The sequence below is a fragment of the Belliella marina genome, from assembly GCF_042682445.1.
Lineage (GTDB): Bacteria > Bacteroidota > Bacteroidia > Cytophagales > Cyclobacteriaceae > Belliella > Belliella marina.
Genome location: NZ_JBHUHR010000031.1, coordinates 41,670 through 57,692, shown reverse-complemented (window position 1 = coordinate 57,692; position 16,023 = coordinate 41,670). Strand labels below are relative to the sequence as shown.

16 protein-coding genes are annotated in these 16,023 nt (G+C 40.9%); 9 read left to right on the top strand and 7 right to left on the bottom strand.

The annotated features are described in order from the left end of the window. Window positions 1–189 precede the first annotated feature (189 nt). From ACFSKL_RS10890 to rsmA, 7 genes are all read right to left on the bottom strand, one after another. The gene (locus tag ACFSKL_RS10890) at window positions 190–2,415 is read right to left on the bottom strand and encodes a sodium-translocating pyrophosphatase (protein WP_376886171.1); all 2,226 of its coding nucleotides are present in this window, start codon (window positions 2,413–2,415) and stop codon (window positions 190–192) included. A gap of 891 nt (window positions 2,416–3,306) precedes the next feature. Further along, on the bottom strand, window positions 3,307–3,699 hold the full coding sequence (locus ACFSKL_RS10885; protein ID WP_376886169.1) for an HIT family protein: 393 nt from the start codon (window positions 3,697–3,699) through the stop codon (window positions 3,307–3,309). Between the two features lie 49 nt (window positions 3,700–3,748). Then, window positions 3,749–4,222: a transcription elongation factor GreA gene (greA, locus tag ACFSKL_RS10880; protein WP_376886167.1), complete on the bottom strand. Its 474-nt coding sequence runs from the start codon at window positions 4,220–4,222 to the stop codon at window positions 3,749–3,751. 270 nt (window positions 4,223–4,492) lie between these two features. After that, window positions 4,493–5,443, bottom strand: a complete 951-nt coding sequence (locus ACFSKL_RS10875) for an NAD(P)-dependent oxidoreductase (protein ID WP_376886166.1) — start codon at window positions 5,441–5,443, stop codon at window positions 4,493–4,495. Window positions 5,444–5,672: 229 nt separating this feature from the next. After that, entirely contained in the window at window positions 5,673–6,212 is a 540-nt protein-coding gene (locus ACFSKL_RS10870; RefSeq protein WP_376886433.1) for a DUF1572 domain-containing protein, read from the bottom strand. A gap of 619 nt (window positions 6,213–6,831) precedes the next feature. After that, window positions 6,832–8,199 carry a magnesium transporter gene (mgtE, locus tag ACFSKL_RS10865; protein WP_376886164.1) on the bottom strand — a complete coding sequence of 456 codons (1,368 nt, stop codon included), beginning with the start codon at window positions 8,197–8,199 and terminating at the stop codon, window positions 6,832–6,834. Continuing rightward, a complete protein-coding gene (gene rsmA / locus ACFSKL_RS10860; protein WP_376886162.1) occupies window positions 8,187–8,969 on the bottom strand; it encodes a 16S rRNA (adenine(1518)-N(6)/adenine(1519)-N(6))-dimethyltransferase RsmA in 783 nt (260 codons plus the stop codon). The genes mgtE and rsmA overlap by 13 nt, the downstream gene beginning before the upstream one ends. A gap of 141 nt (window positions 8,970–9,110) precedes the next feature. On the opposite strand from rsmA, the gene pdxA reads away from it, so the two are divergent. From pdxA to ACFSKL_RS10815, 9 genes are all read left to right on the top strand, one after another. Then, on the top strand, window positions 9,111–10,133 hold the full coding sequence (gene pdxA / locus ACFSKL_RS10855) for a 4-hydroxythreonine-4-phosphate dehydrogenase PdxA (RefSeq protein WP_376886160.1): 1,023 nt from the start codon (window positions 9,111–9,113) through the stop codon (window positions 10,131–10,133). 78 nt (window positions 10,134–10,211) lie between these two features. Beyond that, window positions 10,212–10,787 (top strand): YceD family protein, encoded by a 576-nt coding sequence (locus tag ACFSKL_RS10850; RefSeq protein ID WP_376886159.1) that lies wholly within the window; start codon window positions 10,212–10,214, stop codon window positions 10,785–10,787. 17 nt (window positions 10,788–10,804) lie between these two features. Further along, window positions 10,805–10,996 carry a 50S ribosomal protein L32 gene (rpmF, locus tag ACFSKL_RS10845; protein ID WP_188441423.1) on the top strand — a complete coding sequence of 64 codons (192 nt, stop codon included), beginning with the start codon at window positions 10,805–10,807 and terminating at the stop codon, window positions 10,994–10,996. Window positions 10,997–11,280: 284 nt separating this feature from the next. Next, a complete protein-coding gene (locus ACFSKL_RS10840) occupies window positions 11,281–12,279 on the top strand; it encodes a beta-ketoacyl-ACP synthase III (protein WP_376886157.1) in 999 nt (332 codons plus the stop codon). Between the two features lie 25 nt (window positions 12,280–12,304). Further along, the gene (gene efp / locus ACFSKL_RS10835; protein WP_376886154.1) at window positions 12,305–12,868 is read left to right on the top strand and encodes an elongation factor P; all 564 of its coding nucleotides are present in this window, start codon (window positions 12,305–12,307) and stop codon (window positions 12,866–12,868) included. Window positions 12,869–12,969: 101 nt separating this feature from the next. Beyond that, window positions 12,970–13,443 (top strand): acetyl-CoA carboxylase biotin carboxyl carrier protein, encoded by a 474-nt coding sequence (accB, locus tag ACFSKL_RS10830; RefSeq protein ID WP_376886152.1) that lies wholly within the window; start codon window positions 12,970–12,972, stop codon window positions 13,441–13,443. Between the two features lie 30 nt (window positions 13,444–13,473). Continuing rightward, on the top strand, window positions 13,474–14,823 hold the full coding sequence (accC, locus tag ACFSKL_RS10825; protein ID WP_376886151.1) for an acetyl-CoA carboxylase biotin carboxylase subunit: 1,350 nt from the start codon (window positions 13,474–13,476) through the stop codon (window positions 14,821–14,823). Window positions 14,824–14,899: 76 nt separating this feature from the next. After that, window positions 14,900–15,271, top strand: coding sequence for a globin domain-containing protein (locus ACFSKL_RS10820; RefSeq protein WP_376886149.1), 372 nt, complete (start codon window positions 14,900–14,902; stop codon window positions 15,269–15,271). Between the two features lies 1 nt (window position 15,272). Then, window positions 15,273–16,010, top strand: a complete 738-nt coding sequence (locus ACFSKL_RS10815; RefSeq protein WP_376886147.1) for a lysophospholipid acyltransferase family protein — start codon at window positions 15,273–15,275, stop codon at window positions 16,008–16,010. Window positions 16,011–16,023: the final 13 nt, after the last annotated feature.

Sequence of the window (16,023 nt, the reverse complement as noted above, 5' to 3'; positions counted from 1 at the left end):
ATTACTTATTTGATTAAAATCCGAACATCTACACAAGAAAGATACTTAATAATGAAAGAAAACCGAAATATTCTACCATTGATCTTAAAATATTTTTCTCACAAAATCAGAAAGTTTAATGATTTTTTTAGAAAAGAAAAGGCTGCTTCCTTTCGAAAACAGCCTTATTGACAACAAGCTAGAACGACCTTATTTTATCATTTCAACCTTTGGTGATTTTTCTGCTACTTTGCTTTCCACGTAAGTGATTTCCTTTTTCAATTCTTCCTTTTCCAATGCTGCTACACTGCCATGTGGCACTTCTGAAATATGTGGTGCAATCACCAACGCAACTATTGAAGTCAACTTGATGAGGATATTCATGGAAGGTCCTGAGGTGTCTTTAAAAGGATCTCCGACAGTATCTCCAGTCACTGAAGCTTTGTGGGCATCAGAACCTTTGTATTGCATCACCCCATCAATCTCAACACCTTTCTCAAATGACTTCTTGGCATTGTCCCATGCACCACCTGCATTGTTTTGGAAAATCCCCATCAATACACCCGACACTGTAATCCCCGCAAGCAAACCACCCAACACCTCTGGACCAAAGGCAAATCCTACAATGATCGGCGACAGAATAGCAATAGCCCCAGGCGCCACCATTTCCCTGATCGAAGCTTTGGTAGAGATCTCTACACACTTCTCATATTCAGGCTTGGCTTTGTATTCCATGATTCCTGGTATCTCACGGAATTGTCTCCTCACTTCGTTGACCATATCCATCGCTGCCCTTCCCACGGCAGCTATCGCCAAAGAAGAAAAAATAAACGGAATCATCGCTCCAACAAACAAACCGGAAAGCACATCTGCCTTGTAAATATCTATGGAACTAATTCCCGCCAGACCCACATAGGCGGCAAACAATGCCAATGCAGTCAAAGCTGCAGAAGCAATCGCAAAACCTTTGCCTGCTGCGGCGGTCGTATTCCCTACCGCATCCAAAATATCCGTCCGCTCACGGACCTCTTTTGGCAATCCTGACATCTCGGCAATACCTCCCGCATTATCTGCAATCGGACCAAAGGCATCAATGGCCAACTGCATGGCTGTAGTCGCCATCATTCCTGCTGCCGCTATTGCCACTCCATAAAGTCCTGCTGCCATAAACGATCCGTATATCCCCCCTGCCAATACCAAAATCGGCAATACTGTCGATTCCATCCCAACAGAAAGTCCACCAATGATATTGGTAGCATGCCCCGTGGACGACTGCTTGATAATGGAATTCACTGGTCGTTTACCCATAGAGGTATAATACTCTGTAATAATACTCATCAACGCGCCTACTATCAAGCCAATGACCACAGCACCGAAGACACCCATTTTTGTAAATGAGATTGACCCTCCCCTGGAAAGAACCAACTCTCCATCTGGTAGCATATAGTCTATCAAGAAAAAAGATGCTCCTACAGTCAATAAAATAGAAATCCAATTCCCCTTGTTCAATGCTGCCTGTACACTATCGGTGTCTTTGGAAATCTTGACGAAAAACGTCCCAGATATGGAAAACATCAATCCCATACCAGCGATCACCAATGGCAATAAAATCGGGGCTATACCACCAAAATTATCATTCGAAACTATCTCTCTCCCCAAAACCATGGATGCCAAAATAGTAGCGACATAAGAACCAAACAGGTCAGCCCCCATTCCTGCCACATCACCCACATTGTCCCCAACATTGTCAGCAATTGTCGCTGGGTTTCTTACATCATCTTCAGGAATTCCTGCTTCCACTTTTCCAACCAAATCAGCACCTACATCAGCAGCTTTTGTATATATGCCTCCACCTACTCTCGCAAAAAGTGCTATGGATTCAGCACCCAGAGAGAAGCCTGCCAAAACTTCCAAAGCTGTTGCCATGGCATCTCCATTGACATCTCCTCCTGTAGAGACTACAAACATATTGTAAAATACTATAAACAAAGACCCCATCCCGAGCACAGCTAATCCAGCAACTCCGATACCCATTACCGATCCACCTGTGAAAGACACACTCAGTGCTTTCTTCAAACTTGTTTTGGCTGCTTGGGTAGTCCTTACATTCGCTTTAGTAGCGATGTTCATCCCCAAATATCCAGCAAATGCCGATAAAAACGCCCCAATAACAAAAGATACAGCGATGATCCAGCTTGAATTAGCTACCAAGGTTCCCGACCATCCCAAAATAATCCCTGCAATTACTACAAAATAGAACAGCACTTTCCATTCTGCTTTTAGAAATGCCATGGCCCCTTTGGCAATATGACCTGCCAATTCGACCATTGTCTCATCTCCTGTCTCCTGCTTGGTGACCCATGCAGATTTTATAGCCATCACAATCAGGCCGACTATCCCCAATACGGGGACTAAGTAAATTAATACTTCTTCCATAAGCTTATTTTGGTTTATTGTTTTTAATACTATCCAACAAATATATTATTATTCAATTAGCAAGCAACAAACAGCAAATAATCTTTGGTGTATAAGGCAGTGAATGGAAGATTTTAAGAACTTGTCCGCCATGGCGGATTGATAAGGTTATTAAGGTTGAAAGGTTGGAAGGTTGTCCATTGTTCCTGAATTAATTTAAAATTCATAGAGTTGAGGGGTGATTTTTTTGGCATGTCTCACAACGAAAATCGTTGCGGCCACCGCGTGAACTACCTATGATCACAAACGATCTCTGATAATCCAATCAAAAAAACAAAGCGTCATCCTTGTGCACCTTGTGAAAACCTTCGTGTCCCTTGTGGTAAAAAATCACCCACTAAATCTGCGCTCAACATCACAATCTGCGTCACCAGTGTTCCATCCTTGCAGATTTAAAATTGTTATGGTCTTCAATTTGAATACCGAAAAGCCTTAGGTACAAATGGAAAGACCTGAACCATTGGATCGATTGTTGGAAAGTTGGGAAGGTTTAGTATAGGTTAAAAGGTTAGTAAGTTTAAAAGTTAAAAGGTTTTGGAAGATTGTGAGAATGGTGGGACATCACTGATTTTATACTTATACCAGTATCTTACTTACCTTACTAACCTATTATCTGTGGGCATCAGCCCAATCTGCGTCACCAGTGTTCCATCCACACAAATAACCTGTCACGCCCTGAAAATAGTTGACACTTTTTGTAATCACAATCGTTATTTGAACTCGACCCTATATATATCGCCGAACTTGTCTTCCGTCAGGAAGAGGCTTTTATCTATTTATATCGCGAAGCTTATATCGATTCTTTTGTCTTGTATCTCTGTCTCTCGCTTCTCGTCTCTCTCTTCTCGAATCTTAAAAGCCACTTCTAATCACATCTCCTATCTCCTTCAATTCTTCCGAAGTCAATTTAAGTTTTGGACGGGTGAAGTTGATGTCGTCCATAGTCCTCAGTGGAACTAAATGAACATGGACATGGGGAACTTCCAAGCCAATCACTGCAACGCCAACTCTTGTACACTTGATGGTTTTATCTATAGCTTTTGCTACTTTCTTGGAAAAAACATGTAATCCTGCCAATACATCATCTTCCAGATTAAAAATATAATCCACTTCTTGCTTGGGTACCACCAATACATGCCCTTTGACCAAAGGCATGATATCCAAGAATGCTATGTAATGATCATCCTCGGCTATGATTTCTGCCGGGATTTCTTTGTTGATGATTTTTGTGAAAATTGTAGCCATAGTCCAAAAATAAAAAATCCCGAGGCAAAACCATCGGGATAAAATAATATTAATAAGAAATATCTAAAATCTCAAATTCCAATACACCTGCCGGGGCATTGATCTGGGCAATATCACCTACTGCTTTTCCATTCAACCCCTTACCAAACGGCGATGCCAACGAGATTTTTCCAGCTTTCAGATCAGCTTCCTCTTCAGACACCAATGTGTAGGTGACTGTCATGCCGTTTTTGACATTCTTGATCTTTACGGTGCTAAGAATACCTACTTTGGACGCATCCATCTTTGAACTGTCCATAATACGCGCATTCCCTACAACCCCCTCTAATTTGGCTATTTTAAGTTCCAACAATCCTTGGGCATCTTTGGCTGCATCATATTCTGCATTCTCACTTAAGTCCCCCTTGTCCCTTGCCTCTGCGATCTGCTTGGCAATATCTTGTCTGCCTTTGGTTTTCAGTTCCTGAAGTTCATCCTTCAATTTCTTCAAACCTTCTTCTGTGTAATATTGTATCGTTCCCATGTCATTAAATTTTACTATGGCTATGAAAAATAAAAGAACGGTCTCATTTCTGAAACCGTTTCTCCTATGCTGTTTTCGCTATGTATGATGCAAATATATAAAGTTTGAGGAGAGAAAGCAATTTTAGGACAAAAAGAAAAATGAATATGATTCTAGGTCAACTTTCGCATATTTCATATTTCAATTCATGTTCAAGCACTTACAATAACCTGATGAACCTAGGCCTAACCATCAAGCAATTGGCTAAAACTGAAATCATATAGCCTTGCTTCATTCAAGGAAACCGTTTCCTTCCTTTATCTTTTCTACAAGCACCTGGTTGATCTTTTCGTAGGATTGAAAAGTCCATCCAGCCACATGGGGACTGAAGATTACATTTTCCCTGGCAGCAAGTTTTTCGAACAATGCCTTTTGCTGGGTAGTAAATGTCTTGAATTTTTCATTTTCCAAAACATCCAACACAGCCCCGCTCAACAACCCCAGATCAAATGCTTGGTTGAGCGTCTCAAAAGAAATCACTTCTCCCCTTGCCGTATTGATAAGATAGATGGGTTTCGAAAAACCTTTAAGGATATCCAATGTAAAAAAACCTCTTGTCTCAAGTGTCAACGGTACATGTATACTCAGGACATCGGCTTCATTTTGGATTTCTTCAAAAGTTGACTCCTCTACATCTCCTTTTCCAAAACCATGCTTGTATTTGTCAAAAGCCAAGACTTTGACATCAAAACCTTTCAGCTTTCGGGCAAATGACTGCCCCATATTCCCATAACCAAACACTCCGATTATTTTCCCAGAAAGTTCTTCTCCACGATTGCCTTCTCTATCCCAAACCCCTCTTCTGACTTCTTGGTCAGCTTTATTTACATGATTGAAAAGTGCCAATAGACTTCCAATCGCATGTTCCCCTACAGCATCTCTATTTCCTTCCGGTGCGTTGTGCAGTTTGATTCCCCTCTCTGCCAAATAGGGCAAATCAATCTGGTCCAAACCTGCCCCTGCCCTGCCTATGAATTTTAAATTCACAGCATTTTCCAAAAGCATTCTATCCATAGGTGTCTTGGAACGGATAATCAAACCTACATAATCAGCCACTTTGCCAATAATCTCTTCTCTTTTGATCTCAGGCCTATAGTCCACCTCATATCCTTCTGCTTCCAATAGTGGGATGATTGAGAGGTGCATTTCATCTATAATCAGTACTTTATTGTTTTGGGTCATTCTTTTTGATCGGGTTGTGTTGTATAGTTGGAATAGTGGTTGAATGAGTTATTAAGGTTGAAAGGTTGGAAGGTTGTTGGCAAATCCTTGATCTTAATACCTAACACTTGTTTTTTTTTTGCAATTCGATATTTAATAGTCGAAATTCGATGTTTTTCTAAAATCAATAATTTAGAACTCCAAATGATGAATCAAGAATTCACCTACTATCATTTATAAGGCATGATGTTCAATCTTCTTTTTTGTTTGATTGTGAAAATTTCTTGGCATTATATTCTTTTGATTTCCCTTTTGGTATGGATAGTGATTCCCATTTATCATTGAGCAGGATTTTTCCGATGAAAACTATCTGCCCTATATGATAAGGATAATGGGCCAACTGCCTATTGATAGCGTCCACAACTGAATGTCTTTCATTTCTGATATAAACTTTTTTGGTCAGGTCATTTTCTGTCAATGACTTTATTGTATCAAAAAGACAAGTCCAACCTTCATTCCATTTTGAGACAAGTTCAGTTCGGGTTTTAATATCATTCTCAAATTCACCATCTCTTTTTCTCCATTCTTTTTCACCATCTGTAGTCAAGAAATCCGTCCAACGTGAAAGCATGTTTCCTGACAGGTGTTTAACGATTGTCGAGATGCTATTGCTTTCTTCATTTAGCTGCAAGAAAAGTTGTTCATCAGAAAGTTGGGCAAAAATCTTTTCCCCAAGCATTTTGTAATACTCAAATTGTTTTTTTACACTTTCCAGATAATCACTTGGCATATCTTTTCCGGTTTCCAAATCCAGTCCTTCGTTTTATATGTCTGTTCACCTATTAAATCTAAATGTCATTCAAATTCTCCTTCAGGGCAAAAGCAATCTGTCTATTCTCGTATTGGGTTCACGTCTTGTGTCTTGCATCTTGCTTCTCGTCTCTGTCACATCCTGATTTTACTTGACACTTTTTTTCATTTAATTGAAGAAGTTCAACCCACTTCGGGGTTGATAAAACCATGAAGGGTACTCTTTCCAAATTCCCCGCATTTCATACGGGGCTACTCAAGGTTTAACCCCATTCGGGGTTTGTATCCCTTTTTCTCTCTCGATTGTCACTTGTGTCTCGTTTCTTGTGTCTCTGTCTCACATCTTATTACTATTTACTTAGAGTAACTTGCACCTTTGAGACCTTTGCGAGATTGTCACGTCCTGATTTTACTTGATACTTTTACTTGGAATTGAAGAAATTCAACCCTTTCAGGGTTGAATGAACCATGATGGAATATTCATATCATTTTCCCTGCATTTCATACAGGGCTAATCGAAATTTAACCCTGCCTGCAGCAGGCAGGCACTTCGTGGTTTCCCTGTCTTGAATCTTGCTTCTTGTCTCTTGCTTCTCTCCCTAGAGCTTCAAAAACCACATCGCTATCCCAAAATAGATTGCCAATCCAAGAAGGTCATTTGCTGTGGTGATAAATGGGCCTGATGCCATCGCTGGGTTAATACCAAACCTGTTCAGCACAAGTGGTGTCACAGTCCCCATAAATGAAGCCATCAGCACCACACAAAACATGGAAAACCCTATCGTCAATCCAAATATCCGCTCATTGCCTAGGACAAAAACGACTACCAGAAACACAAAAACCCCCAACACGACCCCATTCAACAAGGCTATCAAAAAGCCTTTGATAAACCGCTGCCAAGGCGTATCATCGAATACCGACTTGGTAGCCAGTGTCTGTACGACCAACGAAGAGGATTGGATACCTACATTTCCTCCGGTAGCTGCTACAAGAGGGATAAATGCTGCAAGCGTCACGTATTCTCGCAATCCATCCTCGAAAATATCTATAATCTGAGATCCCAACAAGCCCCCTATTACCCCTATCAGAAGCCAAGGAAGCCTAGCTTTGGAAATCTTAAAAATACTATCCGATTCTTCTACATCGGAAGAAATACCGGTCATTGCCTGTATGTCCTCTTCGGATTGCTCACGGATCACATCCAAGATATCATCGACAGTAATTCTTCCAACCAATTTGTTTTTTGAGTTTACCACCGGAACAGATTCCAAATCATACTTCCGCATGATTTCAGCTACCTCTTCTTCGTCCATGTGTGTCGGAATGGAGACAACTTCAGGTTCATAGATATCCGCTATTTTTGTTTCTGAAGAAGCCAAGATGATTTTTTTCAAAGAAACCCTTCCCAACAGGTGCTGTTTGTTGTCTACCACGTAGATCGAAAAGATTTTCTCAACTTTTTCCGCCTGCCTTCTTATTTCTTCGATTGTCTGGATCACATTCCAGTTTTGATTGGCTTTTATAAATTCCTTTGCCATCAAACCACCCGCACTATCCTCATCATAACGGAGGAGATCAAGAATATGCGCAGACTTTTCCTTTTCCTGCAAATAGCTGATGATATCTTCCCGCTCCCTTACAGAAAACAGATTCAAGATATCAACCCCATCATCAGAGTCCATTTGATCTATATAATGCGCAAGTTCAGGGGCTTCCATTTCCCGGACAACTTTGATCAAAGAGTCCTCATCCAACTCAATCAATATGTCGGCTGCTACATTTGCCTCAGACAAGCGCAGCACATAGAGCGCCTCATCTATATTCAACTCATCCAGAAGTGCAGCAATATCAGCCTCATTGACCCCATCAAGAGATTCCTTGATGAAATCATTGTCTTCGAGTTCTATGGCAGCCCGGAGGCTTTCCAAGTACTCTTTTGATAACTCAAAAATTTTTATTGGTTCCAAGATTCCTGAATTTTATTGGTTAATGCGACAAAATCCTCTACCCCAAGCTGCTCAGCCCTCAGATCCAAAACCGGATCTGCTTTGAGCTCATCAGAGATCCCCATGCTTTTGATGGCATTTCTCAATGTCTTTCGCCTGGTACTAAAACCTTGTTTTACGACTCTAAAAAAGAGTTTTTCGTCACAATCTAATTTATTTGTACTATTCCTTGTAAGCCTGATCACCCCGGAATTCACCTTGGGTGGAGGGTTGAATACACCTGGGGGAACTGTGAATAGATATTCTATATCATAAAATGCCTGAAGCAACACAGACAAGATCCCATAGCTTTTGTTCCCTTTTGGCGAAGCAATCCGCTCTGCCACTTCTTTCTGCAACATACATACCACTTCTGTCACCTGATTTCTCACTTCCAGTATTTTGAAAAATATCTGTGAAGAAATATTATATGGAAAGTTTCCTGCAACAGCATAGGGACCATTCATGATCGGTTCGAAATTTTCCTTCAAATAATCCCCATCAATGATCTTATCAGAGAGCTGCGGATATTTGAGGTTTAGGTATGCGATAGATTCCTTATCTATATCAACCAAATACAAATCCCAGTTTTGAACCAACAGAAAATCAGTCAACACTCCCATGCCAGGGCCTATTTCGAGGACTTTCTTAACCCCTCCATGCCCAGTGACTGCCTTGGCGATATTCTCCGCTATACTCAGATCAGTAAGAAAATGCTGACCAAGGTGTTTTTTAGGTTTGACTTTTTCCATGCGTTATCTCTAATATTTTTATATAAATTGCAGGTCAAAAATACGACAATAATCACAAAGGTCTAAAATTATTTGATTGAGGAAGTCTTGTGGCACATGTCGAATGTAGGAACAAATATAAATAAGGTAAGCCTCGAATAGATGAATCAAAGGAAAAATAAGCCCGTCATAGGAATCAGTATTGGAGATATCAATGGTATCGGTGCAGAAGTCACCATGAAAGCACTTCTTGACAATAGAATACAAAAATTGGTCACTCCAGTGATATATGCCCATGGAAAGGCAATTACTTTTTATCGAAAGCAACTGGAATTGGAGGATTTCAATTTCATGCAAATCAAATCCATCGATGAAGTCCACCACAAAAAAATAAACCTGATCAATGTCGTGGACGAAAGCCCCGAGGTACTACCCGGGGTAGAAACACATGAGGCTGGGAAATTGGCCTTAGCTGCTTTGGATCATGCAATCCAAGATTTGAAAGCCAACAAAATTGATGCTTTGGTAACTGCACCGCTGAACAAAAACAACATCAATACAAAAGAACTGAAATTTGTCGGCCATACTGAATACCTGACTGCTTCCTTTGGCGCGAAAGACAGCTTGATGTTTTTGGTGGCCGAAGATGTCCGTGTGGGTATAGTCACCGGACACATCCCTTTAAAAGATGTGGCCCAGCATGTCAATACTGAGAGTATACGGACAAAACTCAACCTCATGCTCAGGTCATTGACGGATGATTTTGCGATCAACAAGCCCAGGATCGCAGTACTCGGACTCAACCCACACGCTGGAGAAGAAGGCTTGCTGGGTGATGAAGAGATCAGTATCATCCAACCTGTCATCCGGGAGTTCAAAGACAAAGGTCATTTGGTTTTTGGGCCATATTCTGCGGACGGATTCTTTGGGATGATGCATCAGAAGAAATTTGATGGGGTATTGGCCATGTATCATGACCAAGGTTTGATCCCCTTCAAGTCACTGGCTTTTGAGACAGGTGTCAATTTCACGGCAGGCCTTCCGATCGTCAGGACATCGCCAGATCATGGCACAGCATATAATATAGCAGGAAAAAACATGGCAGATGAAGGCTCCATGCGGGCAGCTATCATGCAGGCATATGACATCATCAAAAACAAAGGTAATTGGGAAGAAGAAGATTAATGAAAATATTTTGATGGCAAATTTCATATTTCTAAAAGGAATGCCTAAATTTGCGGTCTTGAAATAAGGGGAGGTCAGATGAAATTCTTGAAAAACTATAACATAGACATCATCAAACTCAAAGAAGGTAAGCATGAATTTACCTTTGCGGTTGACAAAGAGTTTTTCGAGCATTTCGAAGCTTCTGAATTTTTGCATGGGGGAACGCTCCAAGCAACGGTTCATCTAGACAAGCTAACTTCTCTGATGGAGGCAACATTTGAAATCAAAGGTGATGTCATATTGACTTGTGATAGAAGTCTGGAAGAGTTTGGTTTTCCATTGTCTACAGAAGCAAAGATCATCTATAAGTACGGTATCGAGGAAATTGAAATCACTGATGACGTATTGATGATTACAAGAGATACACCTAGTATCAATGTAGCCCAATTGATATACGAATTTATCTTACTTGCCATACCGGCAAAGAAAATTCATCCAGATTATGCAGAAGAAATGGATGAAGAGGATTTTGAAGGAGACGGTGAGTTGGTATATATCTCAAATGAAATATCTGACGGGAAATTTTCGGACGAAAATGAAACGGAAGATGACTCAGATGAAAACACAGATCCCAGGTGGGAAAAATTAAAAAATTTAAAGAAAAAAGATTAATCTAAAATTACATAGAGATGGCGCATCCTAAACGAAAAATTTCGAAAACCAGAAGAGACAAGAGAAGAACACATTATAAGCTAACTGCTCCTGCATTGGCACAGTGTCCTACTACTGGTGAATTCCATTTACCACACAGAGCTTTTTGGCTTGACGGTAAACTTTATTACAAAGGACAGGTAATTATGGAGAAGGAAGTTCTCGCATAATTCATATCAATATAAAAGGCCTTTTATAGAAAATCCATTTCGAAGCATCGGAATGGATTTTTTCTTTTAATTGAGGGGATATACCCTTGATTATAAGGAAGTAACCGTGTAACAATCCAATTCAAAATTCAAAAAGCTTGGTGGTACAGCACATTTTAAATATTTTTGAAACCTTAAACAGAGCAAGAATGTCTTGACAAACCTTTTCCAACAAGACAAAAACTTGTAAGTCAGCACCATAAATGTACCCAAAACATCAATGGGCTGTCTAAACCATACACTTAATGAAAAAAACAAGAGCAGTAATTACCGGAGTCCATGGCTGGGTCCCTGAATATGTCCTGACCAATCAAGAATTGGAAACCATGGTGGACACCAACGATGAATGGATTGTCAGCCGAACAGGAATCAAAGAAAGGAGAATTTTAAAAGGGGAAAATCAAGGCACATCTGTCATCGGAAGCGAATCTGTAAAAGGATTGCTTAAGAAGACCAATACCAACCCAGAAGACATCGATCTTATCATCTGTGCCACAGTCACTCCAGACATGCCATTTCCCGCTACTGCAAATATCATCGCAGATAACGTAGGCGCAAAAAACAGCTTCAGTTTCGATATTTCCGCAGCTTGCTCTGGTTTCTTATATGCCTTGACGATGGGGAGTCAGTTTATCGAAACAGGCATGCACAAAAAAGTGATCATCGTAGGTGCAGATAAAATGTCATCTATCATAGACTACACAGACAGGGCAACCTGTATTATTTTTGGAGATGGTGGTGGCGCTGTACTTTTGGAATCTACCACCGAAGATGTCGGAATCATGGACAGCATGCTACATGCAGATGGATCCGGTGCACCTTACCTTCACATGAAAGCTGGAGGAAGCAGAAAACCCGCGACAATAGAAACAGTGAATGCAAGAGAACACTTTGCTTTTCAAGAAGGCTCTACGGTATTCAAATTTGCCGTGACCAATATGGCTGAAGTGAGTGCCAAAATCATGGAGAAAAATGGGCTAACCCCGGAAGATGTCTCCTGGCTCGTACCGCACCAAGCAAACAAAAGAATCATCGATGCCACTGCCAATAGGATGGGTGTAGGCCCTGACAAGGTAATGATGAACATCGAAAAGTATGGAAACACTACCGCAGGCACCCTACCATTGTGTCTTTGGGACTATGAATCCCAATTGAAAAAAGGAGACAATATCATCCTAGCCGCATTTGGTGGTGGATTCACGTGGGGTTCTATCTACCTGAAATGGGGCTACGACCCAAAATAAATTTAAACCTATAAGTTAATCAATAATGGCAAGTACCGCAGATTTTAAAAATGGATTATGTCTTGAATTCAATCATGACATCTATACCATCACAGAATTTCAGCACGTCAAACCAGGTAAAGGTGCTGCATTTGTCAGAACCAAAATGAAAAGTCTGACCAATGGAAAAGTATTGGATAAGACTTTCAACGCCGGTGAAAAAGTCACAACTGCCCGTGTGGAAAAAAGATCCCATCAATATTTGTATGCCGATGATATGGGCTTACATTTTATGGATAATGATACCTACGAGCAAATCCGGATTGATGAAAAATTGATCGAAAGGGCCAATTTGATGAAGGAAGGACAAATGGTGGATGTACTTATCCATGCCGAGACCGAGACTCCATTGACTGTCGAGCTCCCTCCTTTTGTGGAATTGATGATTACTTATACCGAACCTGGCATCAAGGGAGACACTGCTACAAATGCCCTAAAGCCTGCTATCGTTGAGACGGGTGCCACAGTGATGGTGCCGCTCTTTGTGGAGCAAGATATTATGATCAAAGTGGACACGAGAGATGGCTCCTATTCCGAAAGAGTAAAATAATTTCGTAAAACTGCTTGATTTAGCTAAATTACATATCAATACGATTTTTGACCCAATCAAAAACAGAAACCTATAAATGGTTTCCGAAAACTAGATAACTTATGAAAGCAAAGGAAATTCAAGATTTAATAGATTTTATATCAAATTCTGGCCTAGCCGAGGTAAAAATTGAGACTGACGAGTTCAAACTCTCAATCAAAAAAAACAGTGAAACCCAGATCATTTCTTCTGTACCTGTATCAGCACCAGCTCCAACCCCTGCAGCTGTAGAAGCTGCCCCTCCGGTGACTCCACCTACACCGGCTGCAGCCCCAAAAGAAGATACTTCTAAGTACCTGGAAATAAAATCTCCAATGATTGGGACTTTCTACAGAACACCAAACCCTGATTCTGATAATTTTGTCAATGTTGGGGATAGTGTCAAAGCTGGGCAGACTGTTTGCATCATAGAAGCAATGAAGCTTTTTAATGAAATTGAATCTGAGATTTCGGGCAAGATTGTCAAAATATTGGTTGACAACGCTACACCTGTAGAATATGACCAGCCATTATTCTTGGTTGATCCAGCAGGATAATTTCTTTTTGTTTCACAAAACTGATTAATTGTGTTTAAAAAAATACTAATAGCCAACAGAGGGGAAATTGCACTCAGGATCATCCGTACCTGTAAGGAAATGGGGATCAAAACTGTAGCAGTATATTCTACGGCAGACAAAGACAGCTTGCATGTCAGGTTCGCAGATGAAGCAGTTTGCATCGGCCCTGCACCAAGCAAGGAATCTTACCTCAATATTCCCAGAATAATCGCAGCGGCAGAGATCACCAATGCAGATGCAATCCATCCAGGTTATGGATTCCTTTCCGAGAATGCTGAGTTTTCGAGAATCTGTGAAGAATACAAGATCAAATTCATCGGAGCAAGCCCCGACATGATCAATAGAATGGGTGACAAAGCTACGGCCAAGGCAACCATGAAAGAAGCTGGTGTACCTACCATCCCCGGTTCAGAAGGATTGCTTGAATCCATCGAACAGGGAATCAAACTTGCCAATGATATGGGCTACCCTGTGATCCTAAAAGCTACGGCTGGTGGTGGTGGTCGTGGTATGCGTATCGTCAAGCAAGAAAGTGAATTCAAAAAAGCATGGGATGACGCACGTCAGGAATCGGGTGCAGCTTTTGGAAATGATGGCCTTTACTTGGAAAAGTTTGTAGAAGAACCAAGACACATAGAAATCCAAATCGTAGGTGACAGCAACGGCAAAGCATGTCACTTATCTGAAAGAGACTGTTCGATCCAGAGAAGACACCAAAAACTGGTAGAAGAAACCCCCTCCCCTTTCATCACAGACGAGTTGAGAGAAGCCATGGGTGCTGCTGCCATCAAAGGGGCAGAAGCGATTGGCTACGAAGGCGCAGGTACCATAGAATTCTTGGTTGACAAGAACAGGAACTTCTACTTTATGGAAATGAACACCCGTATCCAGGTAGAGCATCCGATCACAGAAGAAGTCACTGACTTTGACTTGATCAAAGAGCAGATCAAAGTAGCTGCAGGAGAAAAAATCTCCGGCAAAAACTACTTCCCCAAGCTATATGCCATGGAATGTAGAATCAACGCCGAAGATCCTGCCAACGGATTCAGGCCAAGCCCGGGCAAGATTGTAAACCTACATCTTCCTGGTGGAAGAGGGGTAAGAATTGATAGCCATGTGTATGCAGGATATGTCATTCCGCCCAATTATGATTCTATGATTGCCAAACTAATCGTAAGTGGCCAATCTAGGGAAGAGGTAATCGTCAGGATGAAAAGAGCTTTAGAGGAGTTTGTGATTGATGGAATCAAGACCACCATTCCGTTCCATATTGCACTCTTGGATGACGAAAAATTCAAAGCTGGTGATTTTACAACCAAGTTTTTGGAGGACTTTGATTTCTCTGTTATCAAAAAGTGATTTACGCAACAAGCAATAACAAAAAGACTGTCTTCATGGCAGTCTTTTTTTATAAACTAAACATACTTGTCACCCAATGCATGAATTTCAATCGATCTATCAAGCGCTAGGCGAGGATAAAATCAGGGATTTAGCACACTATTTTTATGAAGGTGTATCCAACACCCCCAGTTTGTTGAAACTATACCCGGAGGATTTGGCTCCTGCGGAAGAAAGGTTGTTCTTGTTTTTGCAGCAAGTATTCGGTGGACCACAGACCTATTCAGAGCAACGTGGCCATCCCATGCTTCGAAAACGGCATTTTCAATGGGAAATAGGTGGAGACTTGAGAAACAGTTGGCTCAACTGCATGTTTGCGGCAATGGAGAAAATTGAAATGGACCAAAATACCAAAGAGGCCATGATGCGTTATTTTGTGCAAGTCGCCAACCATATGATCAATAAGTAAGATGCATTTCCTTAGGACACTCTATACCATCTATGCCTTCATTGCATTCTGCGTGAGTTTTCTACTCTTGTTTCCGCTGTTGCTGATTACGATATGGATACCGGGACAGCAGAAATACGGCAGGAAGATCAATAGATTTTGGGCAAATCTATATTTTGTACTGATTTGCCTTCCAGTGAGATTTGAGGGAAAAAAACATGTCAAAAAAGGACAGCCATATGTATTTATCGCCAACCATTTTTCATATATAGATATCGCCATGATGGGTTTCGTCCCAGGTGATGTGGTATTTATCGGCAAAAGTTCCCTGAGAAAAATCCCCCTATTCGGTTATTATTTCAAAAATCTCCACATTGCCGTCAACCGGGAGAGTGTTAGAAGCCGGGGGGAAGTCTTGATCAGGGCAAAAAAAGCAATAGACAATGGAAGCAGTATCGTGATTTTCCCCGAAGGGGGGATGACTTCTGCCCAACCACCACTACTCAACAGGTTCAAGGATGGAGCATTTACTTTGGCGATTGACAAACAAATCCCTATAATTCCTGTAACTTTATCTTATAATCATTTAATTTTGCCCGACGAAAAAAAACTGCTTCTGAATTTCAAAGCAGGTAAAATCGTGTTTCATAAACCAATCCTTACAGATGGCCTGACTTCCAAAGATATTCCGATGATAAGGGAGCAAGCCTACCACATCATTCAAAATCAACTTTGGAAAGACAATAAAACAGAAAAATAAGCTTTAAGATAAT